Here is a 26,891-nt window from a genome sequence, read left to right as displayed (position 1 = left end):
GGGACATGCTTCTTTTTCCCGAATCCCTTGAACCATCTTTCCCTGATGTTTTATCCGCCATATGCCGCCCTCCGTTCCTGTTTTTTTATACAAGGTAGCTTGTGCCAGATCACACGGAATTATGTGGTCTTTTTGTAAAATATCCAATCATTTTTTTAATTCAGGCAACAAAAAAAGGCCCCTGTTTAAATAACAGAGACCTTTGAGGCCTAATCAAAGTATGCAGCAATCTTCATTTACTTATTGGATGCTCTCGTCCACTTCTTTAATCATCTCTTGAATGGATTCCAGACCACCACCGGACAAGTACCAGTAATCGGGGTCAAGATATACAATGTGTCCATCTTTGAAGGCATTTGTATTTTTGACCAAATCGTTCTCGATCACCTGTTTGGCTGGAGTTGCTTCACCATTACCTGCAACCACCGCACTCCGATCTACCACAAACAAATAATCCGGATTTTTCTCCATAACATACTCAAATGAAACGCTCTGTCCATGGGTGGATACTTCAATATTTGCATCTGCTGGAGTAAAACCGAACACATCATGTATGACACCAAATCGGGAACCTGCACCATACGCACTTAATTTGCCTTCGTTCGTCAGGACAACCAGTGCATTTTTTCCAGCAGCCGTTACTTTATCTTTTAAAGCTTTAACAGAGGTATCAATCGATGCCAGTGCCTCTTCTGCTTCTTTTTCTTTACCAAAGATCTCTCCAAGCGTCTTCACATTCGAAGTCAGGGAGTTCATATAATCTTCTGTATCTACCGCCATATAAATGGTCGGTGCGATCTTGCTCAGCTCTTCATAGGAGTCTTGCAGTCGTCCTGAGATGATAATCAGGTCAGGCTTCATGGCATTTACTTTCTCAAAATCAGCCTCTTTCAAACCGCCAACATTGGTGTACTTTGCATCGTTATACTTTGCCAGATAAGAGGGAACTCCCTCCTGAGGTACACCGGCAACCTCTACCCCAAGCTGATCCAAAGTATCCAGCACACCATAGTCGAACACAACCACTTTCTCCGGATTCTTCTTCACAGTTGTTTCGCCAAGTTTATGTTTAATGACGATTTCATCACTGGACTGTTCTGCTGCAGCATTCGCTTCTGATCCTGTGCCACTGCTGGCACCTGTATTTTCTGCTGTTTTACTTCCACCACAAGCTGCCAGAACAACCGACAACACCACAAGCAACGTAAACAACCAACCCTTTTTCATAAATAGACACCTCTCGCTCTCTCTATATTGGTTTACCTTTTTAAGCAAAATACACACAAATCTTACGACCATCAATCCATTGCACAGGGATGTGCATGTCATATACTTTCTGCAATACATCCGTATCAATGATGTCCTCCGTTTTACCTTCCTGCACGACACGCCCGTCTTTGAGTGCAACGATATAGTCTGAGTAACAGGAGGCAAAATTGATGTCATGAATGACAATAACAATTGTCTTCCCCAATTCATCCACCATTTTGCGAAGCACCTTCATAATTTGCACGGAATGTTTCATGTCCAAATTGTTCAATGGTTCATCGAGCAGAATATACTCGGTGTTCTGCGCAATAACCATGGCGATATATGCCCGCTGTCGTTGTCCACCGCTTAGTTCATCCAAATATTTTTTACGGAAAGGAGCCAGCTCCATATAATCGATGGCTTCCTGAATCCACTGCCGATCTTCTGCCGTGAGTCTTCCTTGTGAATAAGGAAAACGGCCAAAAGCCACAAGGTCCTCCACAGTCAACCGGATATTTATGTGATTGGATTGTTTGAGGACTGATATTTTTTTGGACAAATCCTTGTTCTTCCAACCTTCGATCTCTTTTCCTTCGATCAGGACTTGTCCTGCATCCTTGCTGATCAGTCTGGTGATCATAGACAACAATGTACTTTTGCCTGCGCCATTGGGACCGATAAATGAAGTGATTTTCCCTTTGGTAATATTCAGTGATACGTCATCCACTACCCGGACGCCGCCGTATTGTTTGGTTACATTTCTGACTTCTACCACGACTTATTCTCCTTTAGCAGTAAATAGATGAAGTACACACCGCCTACAAAATTGATAATGACACTTACTGTCGTAGCAAAGGTAAATACCCGTTCCACAATGAGCTGTCCACCGACTAATGAAACTACTGCGATAATGACCGAAACCCCAGATCAGTACTTTATGACGATGTGTCCGGAATAACTGATGCGCCAGATTCACGACCAGCAGCCCCAAGAACATGATTGGGCCGACCAACGCTGTGGAAATTGACACCAGAACCATCACAACCAGCAATAACCTTTTCACAATGTACTGGTAATCCACCCCAAGGTTAACCGCGTGATCTTTGCCGAGGGACAGTACGTCGAGATATTTGGTAAACTTCTGTGCATACAGCAAGATCAAAATAATGGCCACCATGGAGATGATCAGCAGATCCGTATTCACATTGTTAAAACTCGCAAACATCTTGCCTTGCAGCACAAGGAACTCATTAGGGTCGATCAGTACCTCCATGAAGGAGGACATGCTCTGAAACAGCGTACCCAGAATAAGGCCAACGAGCAGCAGCAAATAGATATTGCGCCCCGTTCTCTACGGAACATAAACTGATGCAGAAGTAGAGCAAACAGGGTCATTAACAGCACAGATACCGCAAAGTTAAGATTTTTGTTCACAAAGCTGATATGCGTGCTCCCAAACACAAACACGGCAAAGGTCTGAAACAACATATACAGGGAATCAAGCCCCATAATGCCAGGCGTAAGAATTCGGTTGTTGGTTATCGTTTGAAAAATGGCAGTGGAGTACGCGATGCAGGCACCCGTGAGCACAATGGCAAGAATCTTTTTCCTCTGCGAGGCAGAATATAATCCCAGTTGCCCCCGGATTGAATGACCAGAAATACACCAATCAACAGCACTGCCGCTGCAATCAAAATGCCAAACTTCCAGGTATTTGCCGTATACTTCATTCTCATGATCCATAAGCCTTTCTTCGAAGCAGTAAATACAGGAACAACACGCTGCCCACAACGCCCACAGTCAAACTGATGGACAGCTGATAAGGATAAATAATCAATTGACCCAGAATATCGCAGACCAGGACAAAAAGCGCACCGAGCACTGCCGTATGAGGCAATGTATCCCTTAAGTTATCGCCCTTATACAGCGTTACAATATTCGGTACTACAAGACCGAGAAACGGGATTGTACCTACGGTGATAATGACGACAGCTGAAACCATGGCAACCAGAATCAGCCCGAGATTAACCACTTTTCGATAAGCCAGTCCAAGATTGGTTGAGAAATCTTCGCCCATACCCGCAAGTGTAAAACGATTAGCAAACAGATAAACGATAATGAGCAGCGGAATACTGATATAGATCAGTTCATAACGTCCCTTCATAATTGTGGAGAAATCCCCCTGTAGCCATGAGGACATGTTCTGGATCAAATCGTTTTTGTAGGCAAAAAAAGTCGTGACCGAGCTTACAATATTGCCAAACATCAAACCAAGGAGAGCGATGTAAATCGTATCCTTGAATTTAACTTTCTCCAGTATCCGCATAAAGATTAGCGTTCCAGCCAGTGCAAAGGCAAAAGCGACCAGCATTTTTTGCAGTGGAGAAGCACCAGGAAACCACATCAAAGTAATAAGGATACCCAACCTGGCGGAGTCCATTGTTCCGGCCGTTGTTGGAGAAACAAATCGGTTGCGTGTCAGCTGCTGCATGATCAGTCCAATGACACTCATACTGATACCCGCCACAAGGATGCTGATTAAGCGGGGAAAACGACTGACTTGTAACACCTGAAGCTGGACTGGGGTCAAATGAAAAATATCCATAGGCGAAATGTCTGAATTGCCAATAAACAGGTATACGATAGACAAAAAAGCCAGTCCGATCAACATATAGCCTAACTTCATCTCTCTACTAATCCCCTCACCATTAGCCGTAAAACACTTGTAGCTGCTCTACTTAGTTCAACTTGATATTGATACTCATTATCAATTAAAATAATTATATCGATATTCATTTCGTCATGTCAACCATTCTCTGCTTCTCTTTTCCTTAATTTCATAAAACAACCTGAAACACATATAATTCAAATTTAATTGTATATAAGGAAAAAGACCTTCCAATTGGAAGGTCCCATTAATGATTCATTTAGTCGGCAAAATAATCTTCAGGAACATAGCGGATCTCAGATTCCGCATATATGGTCAATGTATGGCGTTCTCCATCATAATGCACCCGGTCTCCCTGAACGTAATACCAGTGCTTCACCAGGGGCTGATCCTTGCGCTGTACAAAGCGAAACACGTTGAGCTCCTGTCTGAGCTCCATAATGCTGTCCACCACCTGTTGCTCCAGACCCGTAACGGTAAAAACAAATCCCGTGCCCTCTCTTTGATAACGATAGGACAACGAATCGGTTTTACTGTTCACCAGCCCCGCCCAGTCACTGCATGCTTAACCATAAACCATTCCTGCTGCGTCATAAAGTACATCCTCCTTTGGATCTTGGAGTTTCATTCCATTTCGGTAAATTAGGGCAAATCAATTAACATATAGAAGGCGTCCTCGCTTGCATCCAGGTTCATGGATGTCGTCTGTTCCACACGAGCCGTGTCCCCTTCAGTTAACTGATGCTCTCCGTTCAAGCCAAGCACTCCTTCAATGGCAAAAATGTACATACGGCGATCTTCTGCCTGTTCATAGGTTAACGTCTGGCCTTTAGCCAATCGGCCAAGATAGATGGTCATATCCTGTTGAATGGATGCGATACGCGCCCCACCTTCAGGCGATACCACGGGTACAAGTGCTCCCGAAAGTGCGTCTGGATCAAACGAGGTCGTCTCGTAAGACGGCTTCAGCCCTCTTGTATATGGCATGAACCAGAGCTGTAATATACGTACTTCTTCGGTATCCGAAGCATTGTGCTCGGTATGAATCATGCCAGTACCTGCTGACATGCGCTGAATTCCACCAAATGATGTAACTGCCACATTGCCCAGGTTATCTTCATGACGCAGCTTGCCGCTCAGCACGATGGATACAATCTCCATATCACTATGCGGATGTGCCCCAAAACCACGGCCAGGAGCAATTACATCGTCATTGGCTACCCGCATGGGTCCAAACGCGGTATTCTCCGGGTCCTGGTATTCACCAAAGGAAAAGCTGTGATTGCCGCGCAGCCAGCCCCGGTCGAAGCTGGAGCGGGAATCGGATGGAATGACGTTTATCATAAAGCGCACCCTCCTACAGGTTCTCTTATTTTTTCTTAGTAGCATACTTATTCTCATTGTACCAAATAGTTGGGCTTGTCGTCCAAAACAAAAAGCCTTTTCGCGGCTAGAACGGTTCACGCATACAATTACACGTAATCCGGTTTAGCGAGAAAAGGCTTTATACAGGAGATATGAGATATACCTGCTTATAAAATGAACTTGTTCCATCCCTATTGGATGTTAGACCCGTTATGCACTCACATTCTGGCGAGTGTTGCCTTGTCTGGAGAAGAGATGATCCACCGCCAGAAAACGGCTGCCTGTGAAGAGCATTGTCAATGAACCTGCCAACAGCAGGTAATCAAGCTCGGTACCACTTATGAACGGCTGTCCCACTTTGGCAGTAAGCAGAACGCCTCCCATAACGACGATGAACAATGCAGCAAATACACGGGTTCCCAATCCCAGAATCATGCCTGCACCACCCACCAGCTCAATGATCGCTACAACAGATGCCAGAAAACCGGGAATGCCGATACTTTCAAAAAACCCGACGGTACCGCTAATTCCACCTTCGAATTTACTCCAGCCATGCAATACAAAGATGAGACCAATCATGATTCTTGAGAAAAACAGTCCAATTTCCACACTTCGATTCATATTCATCTTCCTCCTTGGCGTTTAAGTTCAACGTTAAATTCAACCAATGGACCATACAAACAAGACAGACAGCAGCAGGATTACTGTAGCCGATATGAATACCGCATAACGGGGAAGCGTCAGCGCAACATCCTGTTCCGGGTCTAATAGACGGGATATACGCACATTCACCGAAGTGTCGGCAAAAGATGATTGAATAGCTGTCTCGCTAATTCTCCAATGTTCAGGGCAAGCCCGGATCAGTTTAAGCAGTGCACTACCAATGCCCGCGGCGTTCCCTGTCCGTTCAATCGCTTCATTGTCAGCCAGAATTTCTCTAATGATATTGTAATGTTTTGACGTATGCTTCAACACCGGAATATACGGCATCATGAAGGCAAATACCGACAGCAATGTCGTCTTGAGTGGATCACGATGCCACAGATGATGGACCTCATGATACACAACCGCTCTTTCTTCTTCAGCATCCAGCATAGTGAGCAGCCCTGTGGAAAGTACAATAACGGGTTTCCAAAGACCTATCGTAAATGCAACCGGTGACGGCTTGTCCACCACAATGAATCGGGCTTGTTTCAGATGACGGTATCTCGCTTCCAGTTTCCGAGACATGATCCCATCCTCCATCGACCGAAGCTTTCGTACCGCTGCACATGTCTTAATCATCCGATCCAGCAGCAACCAGCCTGTACCAGCAAACGTCAGAATCACCAGCGCCATAAGAACATGGCCTACGGATAACCAGCCCAGTCTGCTCATCCAGTGATTGCACAGCCAGAGCAGGTTAAACGGAATATCCCAACCGAATATTTTGTACATCGCGTACATGAACATCTGCATGAACACGAGTAACGGAATGCCAAACCCGACGGTAAACAAGAGCTTCGAGCGGGCCTTCCACATGTCAATCGCTATCCTTTTTCCATTGCTTAATCTTCTGCTCCAGACGCTCTATCAACCCTGCATCTGCTTCATCCAGCGCATCCAGCATATGATTCAGAGCAAGTGCCCCGAACTCATCCACCAATTCATGTGATAATTCCTTGGATTGGTCGTTCATAAACTCCTCCCTGCTCTGCACCGGATGGTACAGTGACGTTCGGCCCTTCTGCGACTTGCGGAGCAGCTCCTTGTCCACGAGGCGATTCATCACCGTCATGACTGTATTGAAATTAACGTCTTTATCTTGTTCAAGTGCGGTTTGCACTTCGCGAATGCTGCTGCCTGGACGCGTCCATAAAATGTCCATGATCTTCGCCTCCAGCGGACCGAAAAATCGATTCAGCCCACGCTCACCCACTTTAAAATTGTGTATTCTCATATGTTCAGACACCCCTCACACTACCCATTGTAGTGCCAACAAACGAGAAGTCAACCTCTATGTCAGCTATTTATTGTAAATAATTTGTAAATATGTTTTCTATTTCAGAATATCATTTCATTGCACAAGGTCGGTTTATAGGTGAAAAAAGTCTAAAGACCGGGCAAGCCTGCTATTCTGCAGTCCTACCCGGTCTGTTATAAAATCAATTATTCATTTCTGAAAAAGATGAATTTAAGTGCTTTATTTACGATCCTGTGATGGCATAAATGCGGAGATATCTACACCAAGTCCATGAGCCAGACGACCACCGAGCTGTCCATCTGCCTGGAAGAAGTGACACAAGGCACGCAACTGAGTCTGTTCCGGAACTGCCTTCAGGTCATTGATCAGATTATCGAGCAAGTGTTGCTGCTCTACCGCCGTGAAGGAACGGAACAATTCCCCTGACTGTGTATAGTTATCGGTCTTCTCAATTTTCTCGCGTGTAACATGACCCTGCAGCGGAGCCTGACTGTCACGGTATTCCGGTGCTTCCACCGGGCTGCTGCCCGAGCTGTTCGGTTCATAGTTTACCGGAGAAGGGTCCTGGCTCACATTCATGAGTCCATCACGCTGATGATTACGAACCGGAGCATAAGGGCAGTTCACCGGAATCTGCAAATAGTTCGGTCCGAGCCGGTGGCGCTGTGTATCCGGATAGGAGAACAGGCGACCCTGCAGCAATTTATCTTCGGAAGGCTCGATTCCAGGTACCAGAGCGCTTGGAGAGAAGGCTGCTTGCTCCACTTCTGCGAAGAAATTTTGTGGATTACGGTTCAACGTCATCGTTCCGATGGTCTGGAACGGTAACACATCCTCGGGCCAAGTCTTCGTTGGGTCGAGTGGATCAAAAGCGAAATCATCCATCTGCTCCGGCTTCAGCAATTGAACCTGCAGCTTCCACTGCGGGTATTGACCATTTTTGATATGATCGTGCAAATCCCGGGTGGCATGGTTGAAATCCTGCCCTTGTACTTCAGCTGCCTCTTGACGAGAGAAACCTCGTACGCCCTGAGCTGACTCCCACTTGTATTTCACATAATGAACTTGCCCCTGCGCATTGATCCATTTGAAGGCGTGTACGCCGAATCCATCCATTTCACGGTAGCTTGCTGGCGTACCCAGATCGGAGAACAACCAGGTCATCATATGCGTCGACTCTGGTGATAGTGTCATGAAATCCCAGTAGCGTGCAGGGTCCTGGATATTCGTATCCGGCGCAGGCTTCAGGGAATGGACCATATCCGGGAACTTCATGGCATCACGGATGAAGAAGACAGGCAAGTGGTTCCCCACGATATCATAGTTTCCTTCACGGGTATAGAACTTCACGGCAAAACCACGTGGGTCACGCGCTGTCTCCGGGGAACCTGTGCCGTGAATTACTGTGGAGAATCGCACCAATACGTCCGTCTCTGTGCCAGGGTCTTGCAGGAAGTCTGCAGTTGTGTAAGCCTTCATGCTCTGCTCCAGTGTAAATACGCCATGTGCACCGGCACCTCTCGCATGAACGACCCGTTCCGGTATACGCTCACGGTCAAAGTGGGCGATCTTTTCAAGCAGATGATAATCCTCAAGTAATGTCGGGCCTCTTCTTCCTGCGGTACGGGAGTTTTGGTTGTCACCTACGGGTGCGCCCTGATTGGTTGTCATGCGTTCTGTCATATCGTTATCCTCCTCATGTTGGTCTCATGCCTGCTGTATATACTCTATTAAAATCATATTCGACATCGCTTTAAATATACATTTAGACTTGATCTAACTGTTAAAATGATTCTAACATGTCCCACTCGCCTCTTGCATGAGGTTCACATGAGATTCAGATGAGTTTCTTGTTCGTTTCATGAATGAAATATGAACATCAACTTTGAGAAAGATGAGCATTGATCCATTTCGATTGGATGGGTCTGATTTACGCTATCTAGTGGATACCCGCATACGTGTGACATGAACAGCATAATCTGCCCACAAAAAAAGCGGACTAATCCGCCAGGCGGTAGCCCACTCCTCTTACCGTTACTATATATTGAGGCGAAGCCGCGTTATCGCCAAGTTTTTTGCGCAAGCTTTTAATATGAACATCCACTACATTGCTTCCACCCGTAAAATCCGTCTCCCAAATATCGCTGAGCATCTCCTCACGAGAAATGACTGCACCTTTGGCGTCAATCAGCTTCAGCAGCAGATCATACTCTGTCTTGGTTAAATGAATGCGGTCATTATTCCGGTGCACGCTCATCCGCTCACGATCCAGCCATAAATCCTTGAAACCGATACGCTGTCCCTCCTGAGGCAGAAATCCGCGTTTCGGTGCTGCAGGACTATTGCCGATCATGCGCTGCACACGATATAACGCCTCCTGCGGACGTGCCGGCCAAACCAGTAATTCCTCCTGAAGCATCGGGCCACTGGCACTGCCAATCATCTTCTCCCCCACCAAATACAGACAGGGTGTTGCATATTCAGCTTCACGGTTCAGTCGACTGCTGATGCCGGCAAATGCATCGATGGTTCCAGCAACAGACAGGTCATAGATTAACAGATCGAATACAAGCCGTTCATGCAAATCAGGCTCCCAGCGATGGAATACCAGCACATCGAAGCAGCTATCTGTTAATGCCTTGACCAGTTCATGTACCTGACCCGGCATCGGACTGATCAGAATGACCCGTCTCGTGATCGGACAATTATCTACGAGGGGAGCTGGATCGGCAAGGGCAGGCTTGACCCGGATCGGCAAACGACGACCGGACAGGTTGATTTTTACTTGACCCGTTTGTTTCTGCATTCTGCGCAGACACCTCCAAAGACCACATGAGCGTGATCAATCGCATACCCGGTTTCCTCTGCAACTTGCTTCATCCATTGCGGAGGAACTTCCGTCATAACTTCATCCACCTTGCCGCATACTTCACACATAATATGTTGATGATCGTCCATGCGGGCATCATAACGACTCGCCGTCTCGCCCAACTTGAGCTCTCGAATCAATTCTTTATCCGTCAAATATCGGAGCGAATTATATACTGTACCATAAGCCAAATTATAACCTTGCTCCACCAGACGATTCATCACGTCTGCTGCGGTTGGATGGTCTTCGGAATGACGGACGACATCATAAACGGCTTGACGCTGTATCGTCAGATTTAGAGTTCTCACCAGCAATTCTCCTTTATTTACCCATTCAATAGTATATAAGATGACACAGCAATCTACAGACTGCTATGATTCCCAGAAACATCAAAATCAATTTTGATTTAGATTAAGTATAAATCTCATTGTATAATGAAGTCAATATCCGACTAATTTATTCATGAATTGCCATAGCCAAGCCTCTTCACAGCTCCCCCTCTTCCATTTGGGATATTATGGTTCGCTACCACACTGCTTTTCAGCTAAAATATAGTAATGTGCGCTAAAGGGGGGATGCTGGTTGCTAAGCACATTTTTCGTTAATGTCTGTGTCATGATCACGTTCATGTATGTGTCCGGAATCATCGCCAAATTCTATCGTATCCGTGTGCCCTTTCCCTCAATGCGTGTTCAGATGATCGGTGGTCTGCTGTTCGGGATCTATGGAACGGTACTGATGAATTATTCCTTTCCTTTGAATGAAACTACCATTGTGGATTTGCGTCATTTGGCTATCGTCACAGCAGCCGTATATGTAGGAGGACTCGCTTCGGTCATCTCGGGACTCGTCATCTCCATCCTGCGTATTATCATGTTTGGAATGTCATCCGCTGCTATCGATGCAGCCTTCGTCATGACAATCATCGGACTGTCCGGTGTATATTTTGCCTATGCTCCTTGGTCGAGATTAACCAAAATTATTACCATGAACCTGCTGGGTATGACGCTGATCTTTGTCATTCTGATGCTCAATACTTCCAGCATGAATTCTTTAATGAAAGTATATCCATTACAGATAACCATTTCCTTTGTCGGTGGAATCTTTATTTATTTCATCGCAGAATTCATTAATAAATCCAATGAAATGTTGTTCCTGCTGGAGCGAAAAGCTTCCACCGACCATCTAACCAACCTAAGTAATCGCAGACAATTTGAGAAATCACTCGAGTTGGAACTGGAACGGGCACGTGAGAACAAGCAAAAACTATCCCTGTTGGTTATCGACATTGACCGGTTCAAAAAAGTAAATGACGCCTTCGGCCATACTTCGGGCGATGCGGTCTTGAAACAGCTCGGGCAATTGCTCATCAAGCATGCCCGATCGGCCGATATCGTTTCTCGCAACGGAGGCGAGGAATTTGCTATTCTGTTGCTCGATTGTGGTCATCACCAGGCTATGGCGATTGCTGAGTCGATCAGGCAAGCGGTGGAGAAGTACCTCTTCGCCCTGCCGGATGGCAATACGATCCGGCTGACCATCTCGATCGGTGTTGCTGTGTTTCCGGATCACTGTGACGACCGGGATGATAACGATTTCTTTGAACAGGCAGATCGTGCACTATATGAAGCCAAGAATACGGGCAGGAATCGAGTCTGTGCCATTCCACTGCGTTCCATCACCCTTTCCGGCCCAAATTCAATCTAATTTCAAATGCAAAAGGGATGTCCCAGTAGCCATACAGGCTATGGGACATCCCTTTCTGATTTATCAGCTCAAGAACAGCCTGTGTAGTTTAGCTTGCCTTAAGCTAATATTTGTTCGATTTCTTCAACGATGGCAGCATCCAGCTTCACACCCGAAGCGGCTGCGTTCTCTTTCACCTGCTCAGGACGGCTTGCGCCTACAAGCGCACTGGACACATTATTTTGGCGCAGAATCCACGCCAGAGCCAATTGACCAACCTTCAGATCCAGCTTGTCCGCTACTTCAATTAACTGGCGAACCTTCGCGATCCGGTCACCGTTAATTTTCCCTTCATCCCAGCCCAGCTTTGCTGCCCGGCTATTCTCGGGGATATCAGATACCGAAGTGTATTTACCGGTTAAAAGCCCTTGTGCCAGCGGGGAATAGACCACCTGTCCAATTCCTTTGCGCTCGCCCAGCGGGATGATTTCATTTTCGATATAACGGTCGAACATGTTGTACACCGGCTGGTTCACCACGATATGATCCAGCAGCAGGCGATCAGCGGTACCCAGCGCCGCTTCCATCTGTGCCGCCGTCCATTGACTAACACCTACGTAGAGCACTTTGCCTTGACGCACCAGATCGTCCAGTGCTCGCAGTGTCTCTTCAATCGGTGTTTCGGTATGATAGCGATGGCAATAATATATGTCTACATAATCAACACCCAGCCGCTGCAAGCTGGCTTCGCATTGTTCCTTAATATGTTTACGGGACAACCCTTGATCATTTGGACCGTCACCCATTTTGCCAAAAACCTTGGTTGCAAGCACATACGAATCACGGGAATACGCTTTCAACGTCTGCCCCAGCAGCTCTTCTGCTGCACCCCGCTCGTACACATTGGCTGTGTCAAAAAAGTTAATGCCTTCATCGAATGCGGCTTCAATTGATTTCACCGCGTTTTCACGTTCCACATACCCTCCGTATGTCAGCCAGCTACCCAGGCTGATCTCGCTTACCTTCAGTCCGCTTCCACCCAATCTACGGTATTCCATTGAATGCACATCCTCCTCTAAATTGATTAATGATGAAGTTCCCTTTCTATTGTATCGTATTCGGCTCGGATTAAAAGGGCTTTGGAGCAGAATTTGGGAAATAGTTATGGATGAATATTAAAAAGCTCCGCTGCAAAAGCGGAGCAATCATGCGGGTCACTACACTACGTTTCTTCATTATTTATGAGAGATCCTAGTTTGTCTCAGTTAGCTGTAACGATAAATTGTTCCCATGCTCCACCCACAGCGTTCCGATTGGCGTACAGCACGCCCCCGTTATTCAGATCCGCACTGACATATTTACCGTTCGCAACGGATTTAAAAGCAACCAGTCCCCCGCCCAAATCTTCACGGGTAAACTTCTCCCATGTAGATGGATACGTGGCCGAGGCGATCAAACGCCCGCCGTTATTCAGATCGGCTTGCACATATTTAATGTTGCTCATCGACAGGAAGGATACCGTTCCATCCGAGTTTTGGATGATTTTGAACCGTTCCCAGTGTCCGGCAGTATCCCGATTGGCAACCAGCGAATCCGCCCCACCGTTCTCTGCGCTGACAAACGTACCGTTGGCATTGGCCTTCAGACTGGACCAGATCTCTGTAAACGGAGCTGTGCCCGTATGTTTCTTGACCACATTCTGAAATGTGGTATTAGAAGCAAAGTTCGCCGTGGTGAACTTGCTCCATTTTGAAGCAATCGTTGCCGCACTGTCCGTATTCAGGTTAGGTGCCGGGTTGTTGTTATTATTGTAATAACCCCAGGTCCCGCCCCCTTTGACCTTATAACTCCAGTTCGTCCACGAAGCATTCAGTGCATTCAGACCGGACAGCCACTTCTCGGTCAGATCATCCTGACCAAACGAGAATTCGCCAGCTAACACCGGAACATTCCAATTCTTCTGATAGGACGCCATATCCTTCAACCAGCGATCCATCTCTGAATTGGTCAGATCCCAGTTGTTATAATCCGTGAATTGATAGTGATGCGTCTGATACATCACATTCGTCCAGCCATAAGTCGTTGGCGGTGAAGCTGCCCACCAGTCGAAGAATGCCGCGATGATGATCATGTGATCCGCATCCTTGGCACGAACCGCTTTGTACATGCGGTCATAGAAATCCATCTTTTGCTTGATTTGAGCTGCATTTTCACCTGTACCCATGGTTACAAGAGGTTCATTGAGCAGGTCATACGCGGCAACGGTTGGATTGCCTTTGTAACGTGTTGCCATCCGTTCCCAGATCTGAATGGTCCAGTTCTGGTATGTAGAGTTGGTCCACAGTTGGTTGGAATTCTCCTGACCGCAGGAATGCCACGGACAGGCTGCTCCCGGTGCCCCGTGCAGATCGAGAATCACATACAGGTTCCGTTTGCCCGCTTCATCAATGAGCCAGTCGAGCTTGCGGAACGTGACCGAATCAGGTTTCATGACACCACTGGTGTTCATAAAGTCCTCCCAATAGATCGGCACACGCACAACGTTCATGCCCCAGTTCTTGATGTTATCCAGATCGCCAGCCTGAATCCAGTTGTCCTGATATCCATTGATCAGGCTCTGTGCACCCGATTCTCCAAAACGATTTGTCAAAGTACGTCGCAGTGTGTATTCATCTACCGCCCCGGATGGCGTCATCCATTCTTCCTGCAGCAGCCAGCCACCCAAATTGGTTCCACGCAGGTTTACCACGTTACCTGTACCCGAATTTTTGCGGACAACCGTCCCGTTAGCTTTCAGGAAATCCCCTGATCCAAAAGCCGCTTCGGCCTTCGAAGAACCTACGGCTGAAGCCAGCAGTCCGAGCAGCAGACAGCTGCACAATAGCATAATGGTGCTCTTCTTCAACATGTTGACGCCTCCCTTAAATGGTCATAGCTTGAAGTATGACTGAACCAGGATGCAGCACTCACGACGGGTAACATAATGCTATAGAAACAGCGGGTCTACAAGTGGCAAGATTCATGGATGCACCGCTATTTATCGCAACGAAGGAGATTTATGAAATCGATTACATTAAATTGAATACAAACCCTCTATTCCTACATTATCCCCAATTATTGCTTCAATCGGTTATATCTTGTAATCGTTTTCAATTGGAATTATAATGAATTTGAATGAATTGTCAATCACTTATTTGGAGTTGTGAACCATATGGATGTCAAAATCATTGATGTCGCTGCCATTGCAGGTGTATCCCCGGCAACCGTATCACGAGTTATTAATCAGCATAGCAAGGTTAGCACCAAAACCAAAGATAAGGTGATGCGCGCCATCGAGCAATTGGGATATCACCCCAACGCAGCAGCCAAGAATCTTCGTTCACAAAGAACCATGACGATTGGTGTCATCGTTCCGGATATCAACAATTCCTATTATGCGGAAATAATCAAAGGCATTGAGAACATCGCCTACGCCCGCCATTACAAAGTCATCATATGTGATGCCCATAACCTGAAAGAGCGAGAAGTCGATTATCTTAATTTGCTGCTGGACCGGACGATTGACGGTGTCATCATTATCACTCCCATGCTGGCGGATGAGGAATTATTCAATCTCGCGGACAAGGGGTACCGTATTGGCATCGTTGGCAAATATATCGAACATGATCAGATTCCTTGTATATATACTGACAACGTGAAATTTTCCCAGGAAGTTGTTCAGCATCTGGTTGAGGCCGGACATCAAAATATCGTGTTCTTGAACGGTTATCCCGAAGCAATCGACAGCTATGAGCGGCTTGAAGGCTATTTGAAAGCCCTGCGCAAGCATCAAATTCCATTTCGTCCCGAACTGATTGAGAACGGGAACTTCAACGAGGAAGGCGGGTACGAGGCCATCAAAAGGCTGTTTAACAAAGGCCTGTCCTTCTCCGCGGTATATGCGGCCAATGATGAAATGGCCCTCGGCGTATATAAGGCATGTACAGAATACGGAATACGTATTCCCGAGCAATTGGCTATCGTAGGTGTGGACAACAATCGAATCAGCAAATACATTCATCCAACGCTAAGTTCGGTGAACCAGCCCAAGTATACGATGGGAGCCATCCTGATGGAGAAGATGATTGACATGATGAATACGAATGAATTTCAGGATAAACGCGTATTTAAAGTCGACTCGGAGCTGCTTGTTCGAGGATCGTCTTCCTTGCAAATAACAAATAAAGCGCACCCCTAACAGGTGCGCCTAATTTAATATATTTTTTTCATTTTCTTAATGCACAATGATGCTTAACGCATTCAACAATTCAGCCTGCTTCACCGGCTTGGTCAGGACCGCATCGAAGACTTCCGCTTCATACGGATCGATATGCATACCATACGGAATCAGCACAATGACCGGTGAATCGGTAATCAGGTGCTTCAGCTTGTGCACAAAATCCACAGCGCCGCCCTCCAGCAGTCCCATATCCACAACGGCCACGTCAGGCTTAAAGCCCTCATGAATCCAGTTGTACGCCTCGGTTGTAAACGAGGTCATATGCACATCCATCTTCCATCTTCGCATCAGGGAGGAGGCCCCTTGCAAAATGTCGGGATCCTTCGCAAGCAACACCTTATTGCCCCTCAGTCGGTGCTGAATATTGGCAAGCTGAGGCAGTTCCCAATGTCTGCGGAGCGGCAGGCAGATCTCGAATTCTGTTTCCTTGTCTCCCAGGCCACGCACCTGAATACGGCCGTTCATAAGGATGGCAAGGTTTTGGCTGACCGCCAAACCGAGATTGGTTCCCACCAGCTTCTGTGTACTTATATTTCCGTCTAAATTGTTAAATGATCTAAGCTTTTTGTCCGAAGACAGCATGCGACCGGTATACTTCACATGAAGTCGAAGCGTCCCCGTTTCCTCTGCATCTCCACCATCCACGGTTGCTGTAACCAACACTGATCCTGTGCGTGTTGAATCTATGGCATACTGAATGACATGGGCCAAAAGTTGTCCGATCTTGATTTCATCCCCGACGTAAACCTGAGATACATTCAGATCAAGGTTCAATCCCAGCTCAATGTTCTTGCTAAGCGCAAGTCCCACATAGAGATAAACGGTATTCTCGATCGTGGCTACCAGATCAAATGGATCATCGTGTACAACTGTTTTGCCTGCATCGTTGACGTTAAAACTCATCATGTTGTTTAGCAGTGAGAGCAGAATGTTACCGCTAGTCTCAATCATATTCACATACTCTGTCTGCTCGTCCGACATATCCGGTGTACGCATCAGATCCGTCAATCCCAAAATGCCGTTCAGCGGATTACGAATCTCGTGGCTCATCAGCGACAGCATCTGTGTCTTGGTCATTGCCTCGGATTCCGCACGTTCCTTCTCTGCCTGCAGCTGCTCCTGTAGTTGCTCCGAATCACTCAGCTTCTGCTCCTGGACCTGCAGTGTATCTTCCAGATCCACGACATACCCCAGGAAAACAGCCATAGCTTTCAGCGTCTTCATATCCGTTTCACTGATCACATAATCGGGATTGTCCATCAGACATATGGTGCCGAACGCTTCGCCTGACCTCCGCAGAATCGGAATGCCCACAAAGAAACGATTGCCCAGTTCGCTCGTTACGTTCATCGATTCCGTAAGTGGATGTTCGCATGTATCCGTGATAACCATACTGCCTTCCTTATCTCTCAATACCAGGCTGCAATATGAAGCTTCAAATGGAAGCGCACTGCCTTTGGCAATCAACTGTTCCTCTCGGTTAAAAGCCTCCATAATAACATTGGTCACGCCATCATTCGTCGCAACAAAGATAGTGTTCACCTTTAATATGCCGCTTAACACTTCTACAATATGGGACGCGGCTTCCTGGATATTTTCATAGAAGCCCCTTGTAATGCTTACCGTTCCCATGACTCACCCCTCTTGTTTTGGCTGCATTTCAAATCCGTATTGCACATGATGATTCAATCGATTAACGAGGGTTCAAATGTTCCGAAACAGCTGTCACAACCTATTCATATATGATTAACACTGTAGGAATCAAAGGGAAACATACCCGAATCCAATTTATTCCACGTACGGGAATCTGCTATGGACGTTATGATTCGATGACAGGAAAGTTTAGCAACCGCTTACCTGGCAGGTTTTCTGTCCTTATTTCTAGCTTCGTCAACTATACTGACACGGTAATAAGAAATTATACGCTTACCCTCCGCCTTTGAAAACCTTTATCATGCCAGACTAGAAAATCGCCACGTTCAACGCGCTCCTCTTATGTGACGGTTATCACACCCAAATAACAAGATATAGTTTATAAATGGATAAAGAAACTCTACATATAGTGTTCAATGAATTTACATTATCCCTATACAATCTCATTTTTTAGGAGGAATCTGATATGAACATGCTTGAGTATGCCTCTCCACCTGCGCCTGATCTGCTATCTGACCTGGGAAGACGAATTATCGGTGCAGAAGACGCTGATACGCTGAGGGAGAATGCCAATCTGAACGGAGACTCGTTCAGCGGCAAGATGAGCAGGCTCGGTTCGGAGACGGCCAAGTGGCATGCTCTGCGTCATGTGCTGCCAGAGGACCTTGCTTTAGCTGTGGAGAATGGTGATCTGTACGTACACGATCTGGATCAGTATGCCCTTGGAACGACCAACTGTATATTCATCCCGTTTGACCGACTGCTGGCCTCCGGATTTAATACTGGCAATGGTTCGGTTCGTACACCACAGACGATTATGTCTGCCATGGCGCTGGTCGCCATTATTTTTCAATCCCAGCAGAACAGCCAGTATGGCGGCGTATCGGCCAACAAAATCGACTGGGATCTGGCACCTTATGTGAAGCGATCGTTCCGTAAGCATTACCGGAAAGCACAACGGCTGTTTGGGGAAAATAACCGAATTGAGGATGAGCAGCTACATCTGAATAGTGATGAAGCGAAGGTAAAATGTCCACGAGCCTTTGCCTTTGCCTGTGAAGAAACGGAACTGGAGACCGAACAGGCTGCGGAATCGCTAATCCATAATCTGAACACCATGAGCAGTCGTGCTGGCGGACAGATTCCGTTTACTTCACTGAATTATGGACTGTGCACTTCAGCCGAAGGCCGGCTTGTCTCCCGGTCGTTGCTGCAAGCGACCATTCGTGGACTCGGTAACGGGGAAACGCCCGTGTTCCCACAGCATATTTTCCAGTGCAAACAAGGCATAAACCAATCTGAGGGAGATCCGAATTACGATCTGTTCCGGCTCGCTGTGACCTGCTCCTCCCGGCGTATGTATCCGAATTTTGTCAATGTGGATGCTTCCTTCAACCTTCCCTATTATCGGCCGGAAGATCCCGACACGATCATTGCCACAATGGGATGTCGTACACGCACACTGGCTGATCGCTTCGGACGCAATCGTCAAAGCGGTAAAGGGAACTTGTCCTTTAACACCATCAATCTGGTCAAGCTCGGCATACGATATGGGATCTGCCAGGGAACAAGAGCCATCGCTGACCGGGCCGGCTTCTATATGGCTTTGGAATCCGTCATGCACAATGCTACGGATGGACTGCTGCACCGTTATCGAATTCAGACTAACCAGCCTGCCAAAGCATCGGACTTTATGATGCGGGAAGGGGTGTGGGAAGGTGGAGAACAATTGGCTCCGAATGAACCGGTGGCTGACCTGTTGAAGCATGGTACGTTATCCCTTGGTTTTATCGGGCTTGCTGAATGTATGACCGCCCTATATGGCCGTCACCATGGACAAGACCTTCATGTACATCGAGAAGCCTTGAATATCATTCGTACGATGAGAGAGTTCTGCGACCGGATGAGTGAGTTGCATAACTTGAATATCACCTTATTCGCTACGCCCGCCGAGGGTCTATCCGGCAAATTCACCAAGCTTGATCGTGAGCGATACGGCAGCATCGCGGGGGTCAACGACAGGGAATATTACACCAATTCATTTCACATTCCGGTCTATCATACCCTTCCGGCCTATCGCAAAATTGAATTGGAAGCTCCTTTCCACAAGCTATGTAATGCCGGGGCAATCTCTTATGTCGAACTCGACGGGAATGTACGGGCCAACACCATGGCTTTCCAACGAATCGTGCAATACGCGCTGGCCCAGGATATCGGGTATTTCTCCATTAATCACCCGATTGACCGTTGTCCGGCCTGTGGTTATGAAGGCGTAATCGGAGAAGTATGTCCCGGATGTGAAGCTCATGAAAATCAGGTGCATTTCCAGAGACTGCGCCGGGTGACGGGATACCTGACCGGAGATTACAAAGTACGCTTCAATACGGCAAAGCAAGCTGAAGTACGGGATCGGGTGAAACATCGGTGAATCTGTATGGCTATATCCCCGAATCGGTGAATGAGGGAACGGGCCTGCGAGCCGTGTTGTTCATTAGCGGATGTCGACATGCCTGTCCGGGCTGCTTCAGCCCGGACTCCTGGAGCTTCCGAGCGGGTGAACCCTTCACGGAGGAACGGCAGCAGCAGATTTTGCATGAAGTGACCGCGCATCCCTTGCTGGAAGGGGTTACGTTATGCGGAGGCGATCCTTTTTTCTCTGCCGCAGATTGTGCATCCTGGGTTCGACAGCTTCGTGCGGTACGGCCTGATCTGACGGTATGGGCCTATACCGGATTTGTATATGAGGAACTTGTAGCCGACCCTGCGCGAGCAGAACTATCCCGCCTATGCGACGTTATTATTGATGGACCTTATATTGCAGCTGAGCGTGATGTATCTCTTCCTTATCGCGGCAGTCGCAATCAGCGCATCATTGATGTAGCCGCAACGATGGCTTGCCACACAATCGTTACCATGCAGATGGATACATGGTAACGATTTTTTTATTGGGTTGAATCTACCACAACATGTGGATATTCAGTTCATTTTGAAACTTCATTTTAAGGAGACAAATCTGTCACTAAACCAAGGTTTCATACGGCTCATTTTTATTTCCGATCGGATTAATGATATATGTTGCAAGCTAGTAGGTTATCGTCTATGATTGGTAGCATACAAGCAAGTATACGACGATTGCATCATTATATAATCTATCATCTATACTTGGTCACCAATTTCATAGCTGGAGATGTGTACGCACATTTCTGCACACGGAAACAGGTGCCAACCGCGCTACAGGCGTGGTCAGGCTTAAAAGGGAAGAACGGTGTAAGTCCGTCGCGGTCCCGCCACTGTAAACGGGGAGTCTGTACATAAACAATCCACTGGTGTATCCACCGGGAAGGACATGTACAAGACCATGATCCGTAAGCCAGGAGACCTGCCTGTTTCGACAGCATCGCATGACCTACGGAAGATAGGGAGGTGTTAGAGCAACCGCTAAAATAACTTATAGCAGGTGTTCTTTCCCATTCTATCTTTGTGCACAGTCGTCATTCATGATGCCTGTTTCTCAGGGTATGACATCGGAAGGAACGCCTTTTTTTGATGCTTTCAAATGAAACACATCACCATAGCTTCAACCTGAATGATGAGTTCACCATTATAAATGAGGAGGAATTTTACATGTCGCAATCACAGCAACAACAGGCACAAGTTCTGACAGGCAACCTCGGTTACCCTCGCATCGGTGCGGGACGTGAATGGAAAAAAGCACTGGAGTCCTTCTGGGCTGGTCGAATCGATGAATCCACACTTCATCAGGAACTGACCACGCTTCGGTTGCAGGATCTGAAGAAACAGCAGGCACAGCAGCTCGATCTGATTCCTGTGGGCGACTTCTCCTACTATGATCATATTCTCGACGTATCCGCAATGTTTGGCGTCGTTCCTGAGCGCTTTAACCATACAGGCGGACCGGTATCCGTATCTACCTATTACGCTATGGCCCGGGGTAATGACCAGGCAACGGCCTGTGAGATGACCAAGTGGCTGAACACCAACTATCACTATATCGTACCGGAGATTCATAATGATACTGCATTTGCATTGCTTGAAAATAAACCCCTTGCCGCCTATCGCGAAGCAAAGCAGGAGCTTGGGCTGGAAGGTAAACCGGTCGTGGTCGGTCCGTACTCGTATGTACGGTTCGCCAAAGGCTATGACACGGAACGCTTCGCGGAGATTGTCACACGCCTCGTTCCGGTGTACGCCCAGCTTCTGGCCGAGCTTCAAGCCGAAGGCGTACAGTGGGTACAGATCGACGAGCCTGCTCTGACGCTGGCTGTCTCTTCCGAAGATGAAGCCTTGCTGCAACAGGTGTATGCTGCCTTGGCACAAGCCGCACCGGAATTGAAGCTGCTGCTTCAGACGTACTTCGAATCGGTGGAAGCTTATCCGGTCGTGACAGCACTGCCTGTAGCCGGAATCGGCCTGGACCTGGTCCACGGCTATGAAGGCAACCTGGCCAGCCTGCGGGAGCATGGCTTCCCGCAGGCTAAATGGTTGGGCGCCGGTGTCATCGACGGGCGCAACATCTGGCGCGCCGATCTCGCAGAGACGGCGAAGCTGCTGGAGCAGGTGGCTGAATTCGCTGCCGAAGGCAAGCTGATCATTCAGCCTTCCTGCAGCCTGTTGCATGTACCGGTGACTGCCGCTCAGGAGAGCGCGCTTGATCCGGTACTGCGCAATGCCCTGGCCTTTGCCGACGAGAAGCTGGAAGAAATAGCGACGCTCGGCACGTTGTTGTCCGGCGGTGCGAAGCAGGCGGACCAGGCAGCGGCTGTGGCTGAAGCCAGCCGCCGCGCCCAGGCGAGCACAGAAGCGGTGCGCCTGCTAAGCGAGTCCGAGTCGCGGACACGCCTGAGTGGCGCTCCAGCAGGGGTGCACGCCAACGAGCAGCTGCTTCGCAGCGCGTCATTCCAGGAGCGGCGCGAATTGCAGCAGCAAAAATGGCCGCTCCCGCTGCTGCCAACGACTACGATTGGCAGCTTCCCGCAGACGGCAGACGTGCGCAAGGCACGTGCCCTGTTCCGCAAAGGCGAATGGAATGCGGAGCAATACGATGCCTATGTGCGTGAACAGATCCAGGAATGGATTACCATTCAGGAGGAAATTGGTCTGGATGTGCTGGTACACGGTGAGTTCGAACGTACCGATATGGTCGAGTTTTTCGGTGAGAAGCTGACTGGATTCGCTTTTACCAAAAATGGCTGGGTACAGTCCTACGGCTCACGCTGTGTGAAGCCACCTGTCATTTACGGAGATGTGCTGTTCAATGAACCGATGACGGTGAAAGAAACGGCGTATGCTCAGACACTGACCAGCAAACCGGTAAAAGGCATGCTCACAGGTCCGGTAACGATTCTGAACTGGTCCTTCGTCCGCTCGGATATTCCGCGCAGCGAAGTATCCTATCAGATTGCCCGTGCCATTCGGGACGAGGTTGAAGCGCTGGAGCAAGCAGGCATTGAGATGATTCAGGTCGATGAGCCAGCTCTGCGTGAAGGACTCCCACTCAAACGAAGCAAGTGGGATGAGTACCTGCAATGGGCCGTGGAATCCTTCCGTTTGGCAACAGCAACCGTGAAACCAACAACGCAGGTGCATACTCACATGTGCTACTGCGAGTTCGATGATATTATTGAAGCCATCAGCGACCTAGATGCGGATGTGATCTCGATCGAGACATCCCGCAGCCATGGGGAGCTGGTAGGCAGCTTTGAGCAAAATACGTATGATAAAGGCATCGGTCTCGGTGTATACGATATCCATAGTCCGCGTGTTCCAGGCAAGGACGAGATGTTGCATATGATCGAGCGCGCACTTCAAGTGCTGCCAGCCGATCTGTTCTGGGTGAATCCTGACTGTGGACTGAAAACACGTGGTAAAGCCGAAGTCGTGGATGCATTAAGCATCATGGTAGATGCTGCTCGTACAGCAAGAGAACGGGTAACGGCTGACTCCTCAATCTAAATTCGATATTTCGCCACCTAGGCTTTTGGAAAAAGTTGTTTTATTAACAAAAGGGATGTCCCCCTAGTCATGAAGATGACAAGGGGACATCCCTTTTTAGCGTTTTTATTTAACGAACTGAGCACTTGCTATTAGAGCTGCAACTTCCATAGGCTGCAGGTTTAACGAATCTCGAAATAGCTGATACGCACTCCTGCGGACAATACCAGATAAACATCCTGCTGACCTGATGCACCTTGGAGGTCTGCCTTAACCGTGGACCACTGCTGGGCCTCGCCCTGTGCCAGTTCCACGCGTCCTGCCAATGCACCGTCAGGTGCGCCCAGTCGAACTTCCAATACCGCATCTGCCTGTTCTGCCGATACACGAGCTTCAAGCGCTGCTGCACTGCCCAGATCCGCATCTTTGAAGGCAATCCATCCCTGCTCTCCAATCACACGGACAGATGTTCCGCCTTCCTTGCTCTCATCCAGATCCACACCGAAGTATGCATCGTAATTCTCGGCGCGAGTAGCCACACCAAGGTTACGTGAAGGAATGATCTCTCCATCTACCGTCAGGTCAGCAACAAGCTGAATATCGGCGGAAGATTTGCCTACCATAATGCTGTACGTGCCGCTTTCAACCACATAACGATCACGGGTTACATCCCAGATTGCCAGCTCCTGAACCGGTAACGTGAAGCTGACTTTCACTGTAGCTCCAGCTTCAATATGAAGACGACGGAAACCTTTTAACGTTTTGAGCGGACGCTTCACACGGGACTGTCCGGCACGCACGTACAATTGCACAACCTCATCACTGGCGATCGTCCCTGTATTCGTCACGTCCACAGTTACCGTAGTTGTGCCTTCAGTTCCAGTTTGGGACGGATTCAACTCCAGATTACTGTATTTAAACGATGCATACGTCAATCCATGTCCGAACGGATATAGTACATCACCTTCAAAATACTGATACGTGCGTCCAGATTGAATGATATCGTAGTCTCTGATATCAGTCAGCTGATCTGCGGATTGCACCCACGTCATATTCAGACGGCCTGCTGGCGCATAATCGCCATACAATACGTCAGCTACAGCGTTGCCCAGCTCTTGTCCAGCATGGGAGGTATACAATACAGCTGGGATGTTCTCCTGTACCCAGTTGGATGTGAACGGGTAACTTCCCACGATAACTACAACGGTATTCGGGTTCGCTGCATAAACGGCTTCAACCAGACGCTGCTGGGATTCTGCCAGATCCAGGCTTGGACGGTCGATCTCTTCTTTACCGTTCACAAGCGGGTTGTTGCCGACAAATACAATCGCCGTCTCCGCTTCCTTCGCAGCTGCTACCGCTTCCTCTAATCCATTCACCACAATATCCTTCTTGAATGTTTCCGTAGCACCGAATGATTTCAACTCTTCGGATACGGCGAACACATCGTTTCCGCCATTGGGTGCAGTTACGGTTTTGCCGTTCCAAGTGGTCAGTCCCACACTTCCGTCCTGTTGTGGCAACAGATGAAATACTTCTTTTACAAACCAGCCATATACTTCATCCGCTGATGCCGTAACCGTCTCTTCATCCGTCGTCAGGTATTTGCCATTACTTTCCGCCTGCAGCGTGTAACTGCCAAATCCCCAGTCACTCAGTGTAAATGTCTCGGCATCTCCTGAAGCAATGATGGATGATTTCTCATCTTCAGCCAGTCCGACAACTTTGCCGCTTGCCGCGGAAGTCAATGTAATACGGTCATTACCATCCTTGAACGTAACCTTGTCGCCGCCTACTTTGGAACTGATCGCTTCAAGCGGGGATACGCTATATGGCATGGTGCCTGCATACCAGTCACGATAGACTGTTCCGCCCAGTTGACCAATCACAGCCACTTTGCCGGATTTCGTTTTATCCAGCGGCAGTGTGCCTTGATCATTTTTGAGCAATACCACTTGTTCTCTCGCCGCTCTCAACGACAAAGCCTTCGCGTTCTCCGTCATCATCGCTTCTTCACCAATCGAAGCATATGGATTGCCTTCAGCCGGATCAAATTCACCCAGACGGAAACGCACACGGAACGTATTGAACAACGCCAGATCGATGTCTTCCATCGTGAGCGTACCTTGCTCCAGCCCTTCACGCAGCGCCTGCTTCGACAGATCCGCATCATCGGTAATGCTGTCAATGCCGGCTTTGACAGACTCTACTGTACCAGGGGTGTGGGAATCATAGTATTTATGATCGTTCTTGATGCCCATGACATCCCCTGCATCACTCACAATGAAGCCATCCATGCCCCATTCGCCCTTCACAATCTCGTTTACGAACGGATGCAACAATGCTGGCGTACCATTAATGGAGTTGTACGCGGTCATCATGGACTGCGCCCCACCCTCTTTAAACGGTTTCTCGAACGCTTTCAGGTAATATTCTCGCATGTTGCGTGGATCAATGCTTGATGAACCACTGCCGCGGTCCACTTCATTATTGTTTGCCAGGAAATGCTTCAATGTGGCAACCGCCTTGTAATACTTCGGATGGTCACCCTGAATACCCTTAACCAAAGCTGTGGTCAGCTCGGCCGTAAGTTCCGGATCTTCCCCGTAGGCTTCCTCATTCCGACCCCAGCGCGGATCACGTTCCATATCAACCGTAGGTGCCCACAGCGTCAGACCGTTCACGGCTGGATTGCGTTTGTAAAATACACGTGCCTCGTCTCCGATCACGGAGCCAATCTCTTTCATCAGGTCTGCATCCCACGTACACGCCAGCCCTACCGGCTGCGGGAAGGACGTGGCTTCGCCCAGCCAAGCCAGACCGTGAGCTGCTTCTGTGCCGTGTTTGTAAGCTGCGATACCGAGGCGTTCTACTGCTGGTTGGTATTGCAGCATGGATTCGATTTTCTCATCTTCCGACAGGCGGGATACGAGGTCCTTTACACGTGTATCGAGTTCAAGCGTTGTATCCTGGAAAGGATATTTCGTTTGGTTAGTCATGATATGGAATTCTCCTTTGGGCTTTCAATGGTTTATTTATAATGATAGCGAATACATTAACATGACATAATTATGATGTAATTTTAATGTATCCGACCTCATAAATCGAAGATTTAACCTTATAAAACAAGCATTTATTTGTCCACTGTTAACTCTTGTCTTCATTTACTAAAACGGTTTCGGTAAACCTATCATATAGCATGTTT

20 protein-coding genes, 1 pseudogene and 1 riboswitch are annotated in these 26,891 nt (G+C 48.0%); of the genes and pseudogenes, 5 read left to right on the top strand and 16 right to left on the bottom strand.

What is annotated here, in order from left to right:
- Positions 1–240: 240 nt before the first annotated feature.
- From ACTWJ7_RS04515 to ACTWJ7_RS04460, 12 genes and pseudogenes are all read right to left on the bottom strand, one after another.
- Positions 241–1,227, bottom strand: a complete 987-nt coding sequence (locus ACTWJ7_RS04515) for a siderophore ABC transporter substrate-binding protein (RefSeq protein WP_301880286.1) — start codon at positions 1,225–1,227, stop codon at positions 241–243.
- Between the two features lie 40 nt (positions 1,228–1,267).
- Complete coding sequence (locus ACTWJ7_RS04510) at positions 1,268–2,026, bottom strand: iron ABC transporter ATP-binding protein (RefSeq protein WP_301248209.1); 759 nt, start codon at positions 2,024–2,026, stop codon at positions 1,268–1,270.
- Positions 2,020–2,981, bottom strand: a pseudogene (locus ACTWJ7_RS04505) (iron chelate uptake ABC transporter family permease subunit). Before ACTWJ7_RS04505 ends, ACTWJ7_RS04510 begins: the two are co-directional and overlap by 7 nt.
- Positions 2,982–2,983: 2 nt before the next feature.
- On the bottom strand, positions 2,984–3,937 hold the full coding sequence (locus tag ACTWJ7_RS04500) for an ABC transporter permease (protein ID WP_301880287.1): 954 nt from the start codon (positions 3,935–3,937) through the stop codon (positions 2,984–2,986).
- A 241-nt stretch (positions 3,938–4,178) separates the two neighbouring features.
- Positions 4,179–4,460: a hypothetical protein gene (locus ACTWJ7_RS04495; protein ID WP_443145161.1), complete on the bottom strand. Its 282-nt coding sequence runs from the start codon at positions 4,458–4,460 to the stop codon at positions 4,179–4,181.
- Between the two features lie 101 nt (positions 4,461–4,561).
- Positions 4,562–5,263, bottom strand: a complete 702-nt coding sequence (locus ACTWJ7_RS04490; protein ID WP_301880288.1) for a pirin family protein — start codon at positions 5,261–5,263, stop codon at positions 4,562–4,564.
- Between the two features lie 231 nt (positions 5,264–5,494).
- Positions 5,495–5,905, bottom strand: a complete 411-nt coding sequence (locus ACTWJ7_RS04485) for a DoxX family protein (RefSeq protein ID WP_301880289.1) — start codon at positions 5,903–5,905, stop codon at positions 5,495–5,497.
- A gap of 39 nt (positions 5,906–5,944) precedes the next feature.
- Positions 5,945–6,805: a M56 family metallopeptidase gene (locus ACTWJ7_RS04480; RefSeq protein ID WP_301880290.1), complete on the bottom strand. Its 861-nt coding sequence runs from the start codon at positions 6,803–6,805 to the stop codon at positions 5,945–5,947.
- 1 nt (position 6,806) lies between these two features.
- On the bottom strand, positions 6,807–7,223 hold the full coding sequence (locus ACTWJ7_RS04475) for a BlaI/MecI/CopY family transcriptional regulator (RefSeq protein ID WP_024632815.1): 417 nt from the start codon (positions 7,221–7,223) through the stop codon (positions 6,807–6,809).
- Between the two features lie 243 nt (positions 7,224–7,466).
- A complete protein-coding gene (locus tag ACTWJ7_RS04470) occupies positions 7,467–8,930 on the bottom strand; it encodes a catalase (RefSeq protein ID WP_301880291.1) in 1,464 nt (487 codons plus the stop codon).
- Positions 8,931–9,246: 316 nt separating this feature from the next.
- A complete protein-coding gene (locus ACTWJ7_RS04465; protein ID WP_024632817.1) occupies positions 9,247–10,053 on the bottom strand; it encodes a winged helix-turn-helix transcriptional regulator in 807 nt (268 codons plus the stop codon).
- The gene (locus tag ACTWJ7_RS04460) at positions 10,029–10,424 is read right to left on the bottom strand and encodes a Fur family transcriptional regulator (protein ID WP_024632818.1); all 396 of its coding nucleotides are present in this window, start codon (positions 10,422–10,424) and stop codon (positions 10,029–10,031) included. Before ACTWJ7_RS04460 ends, ACTWJ7_RS04465 begins: the two co-directional genes overlap by 25 nt.
- 274 nt (positions 10,425–10,698) lie before the next feature.
- Between ACTWJ7_RS04460 and ACTWJ7_RS04455 the strand changes: the two genes are divergently transcribed.
- Positions 10,699–11,823, top strand: a complete 1,125-nt coding sequence (locus tag ACTWJ7_RS04455; RefSeq protein WP_301880292.1) for a GGDEF domain-containing protein — start codon at positions 10,699–10,701, stop codon at positions 11,821–11,823.
- 98 nt (positions 11,824–11,921) lie between these two features.
- Here the strand turns inward: ACTWJ7_RS04455 and ACTWJ7_RS04450 are convergent, their stop codons facing one another.
- Both ACTWJ7_RS04450 and ACTWJ7_RS04445 read right to left on the bottom strand, forming a co-directional pair.
- A complete protein-coding gene (locus ACTWJ7_RS04450; protein ID WP_024632820.1) occupies positions 11,922–12,860 on the bottom strand; it encodes an aldo/keto reductase family protein in 939 nt (312 codons plus the stop codon).
- Between the two features lie 203 nt (positions 12,861–13,063).
- Entirely contained in the window at positions 13,064–14,710 is a 1,647-nt protein-coding gene (locus tag ACTWJ7_RS04445) for a cellulase family glycosylhydrolase (protein WP_143805435.1), read from the bottom strand.
- A gap of 303 nt (positions 14,711–15,013) precedes the next feature.
- On the opposite strand from ACTWJ7_RS04445, the gene ACTWJ7_RS04440 reads away from it, so the two are divergent.
- Positions 15,014–16,039: a LacI family DNA-binding transcriptional regulator gene (locus ACTWJ7_RS04440; RefSeq protein ID WP_079347802.1), complete on the top strand. Its 1,026-nt coding sequence runs from the start codon at positions 15,014–15,016 to the stop codon at positions 16,037–16,039.
- 36 nt (positions 16,040–16,075) lie between these two features.
- Here ACTWJ7_RS04440 and ACTWJ7_RS04435 read toward each other — a convergent pair whose 3' ends face one another.
- Complete coding sequence (locus tag ACTWJ7_RS04435; protein WP_079347804.1) at positions 16,076–17,713, bottom strand: histidine kinase dimerization/phospho-acceptor domain-containing protein; 1,638 nt, start codon at positions 17,711–17,713, stop codon at positions 16,076–16,078.
- A gap of 487 nt (positions 17,714–18,200) precedes the next feature.
- Here ACTWJ7_RS04435 and ACTWJ7_RS04430 point away from each other — a divergent pair, with 487 nt between their 5' ends.
- From ACTWJ7_RS04430 to metE, 3 genes are all read left to right on the top strand, one after another.
- On the top strand, positions 18,201–20,162 hold the full coding sequence (locus tag ACTWJ7_RS04430; protein ID WP_301880293.1) for an anaerobic ribonucleoside triphosphate reductase: 1,962 nt from the start codon (positions 18,201–18,203) through the stop codon (positions 20,160–20,162).
- On the top strand, positions 20,159–20,668 hold the full coding sequence (gene nrdG / locus ACTWJ7_RS04425) for an anaerobic ribonucleoside-triphosphate reductase activating protein (RefSeq protein WP_301880294.1): 510 nt from the start codon (positions 20,159–20,161) through the stop codon (positions 20,666–20,668). The genes ACTWJ7_RS04430 and nrdG overlap by 4 nt, the downstream gene beginning before the upstream one ends.
- A 266-nt stretch (positions 20,669–20,934) precedes the next feature.
- A riboswitch (cobalamin riboswitch) is annotated at positions 20,935–21,135 on the top strand.
- A 223-nt stretch (positions 21,136–21,358) separates the two neighbouring features.
- Positions 21,359–23,707 (top strand): 5-methyltetrahydropteroyltriglutamate--homocysteine S-methyltransferase, encoded by a 2,349-nt coding sequence (gene metE / locus ACTWJ7_RS04420; RefSeq protein WP_301880295.1) that lies wholly within the window; start codon positions 21,359–21,361, stop codon positions 23,705–23,707.
- 161 nt (positions 23,708–23,868) lie between these two features.
- Here the strand turns inward: metE and ACTWJ7_RS04415 are convergent, their stop codons facing one another.
- A complete protein-coding gene (locus ACTWJ7_RS04415; RefSeq protein WP_301880296.1) occupies positions 23,869–26,685 on the bottom strand; it encodes a glycoside hydrolase family 3 C-terminal domain-containing protein in 2,817 nt (938 codons plus the stop codon).
- Positions 26,686–26,891 lie beyond the last annotated feature (206 nt).

Source organism: Paenibacillus sp. 1A_MP2 (genome assembly GCF_052244825.1).
GTDB lineage: Bacteria > Bacillota > Bacilli > Paenibacillales > Paenibacillaceae > Paenibacillus > Paenibacillus vandeheii.
This window is presented reverse-complemented; position numbering and strand designations above follow the sequence as displayed.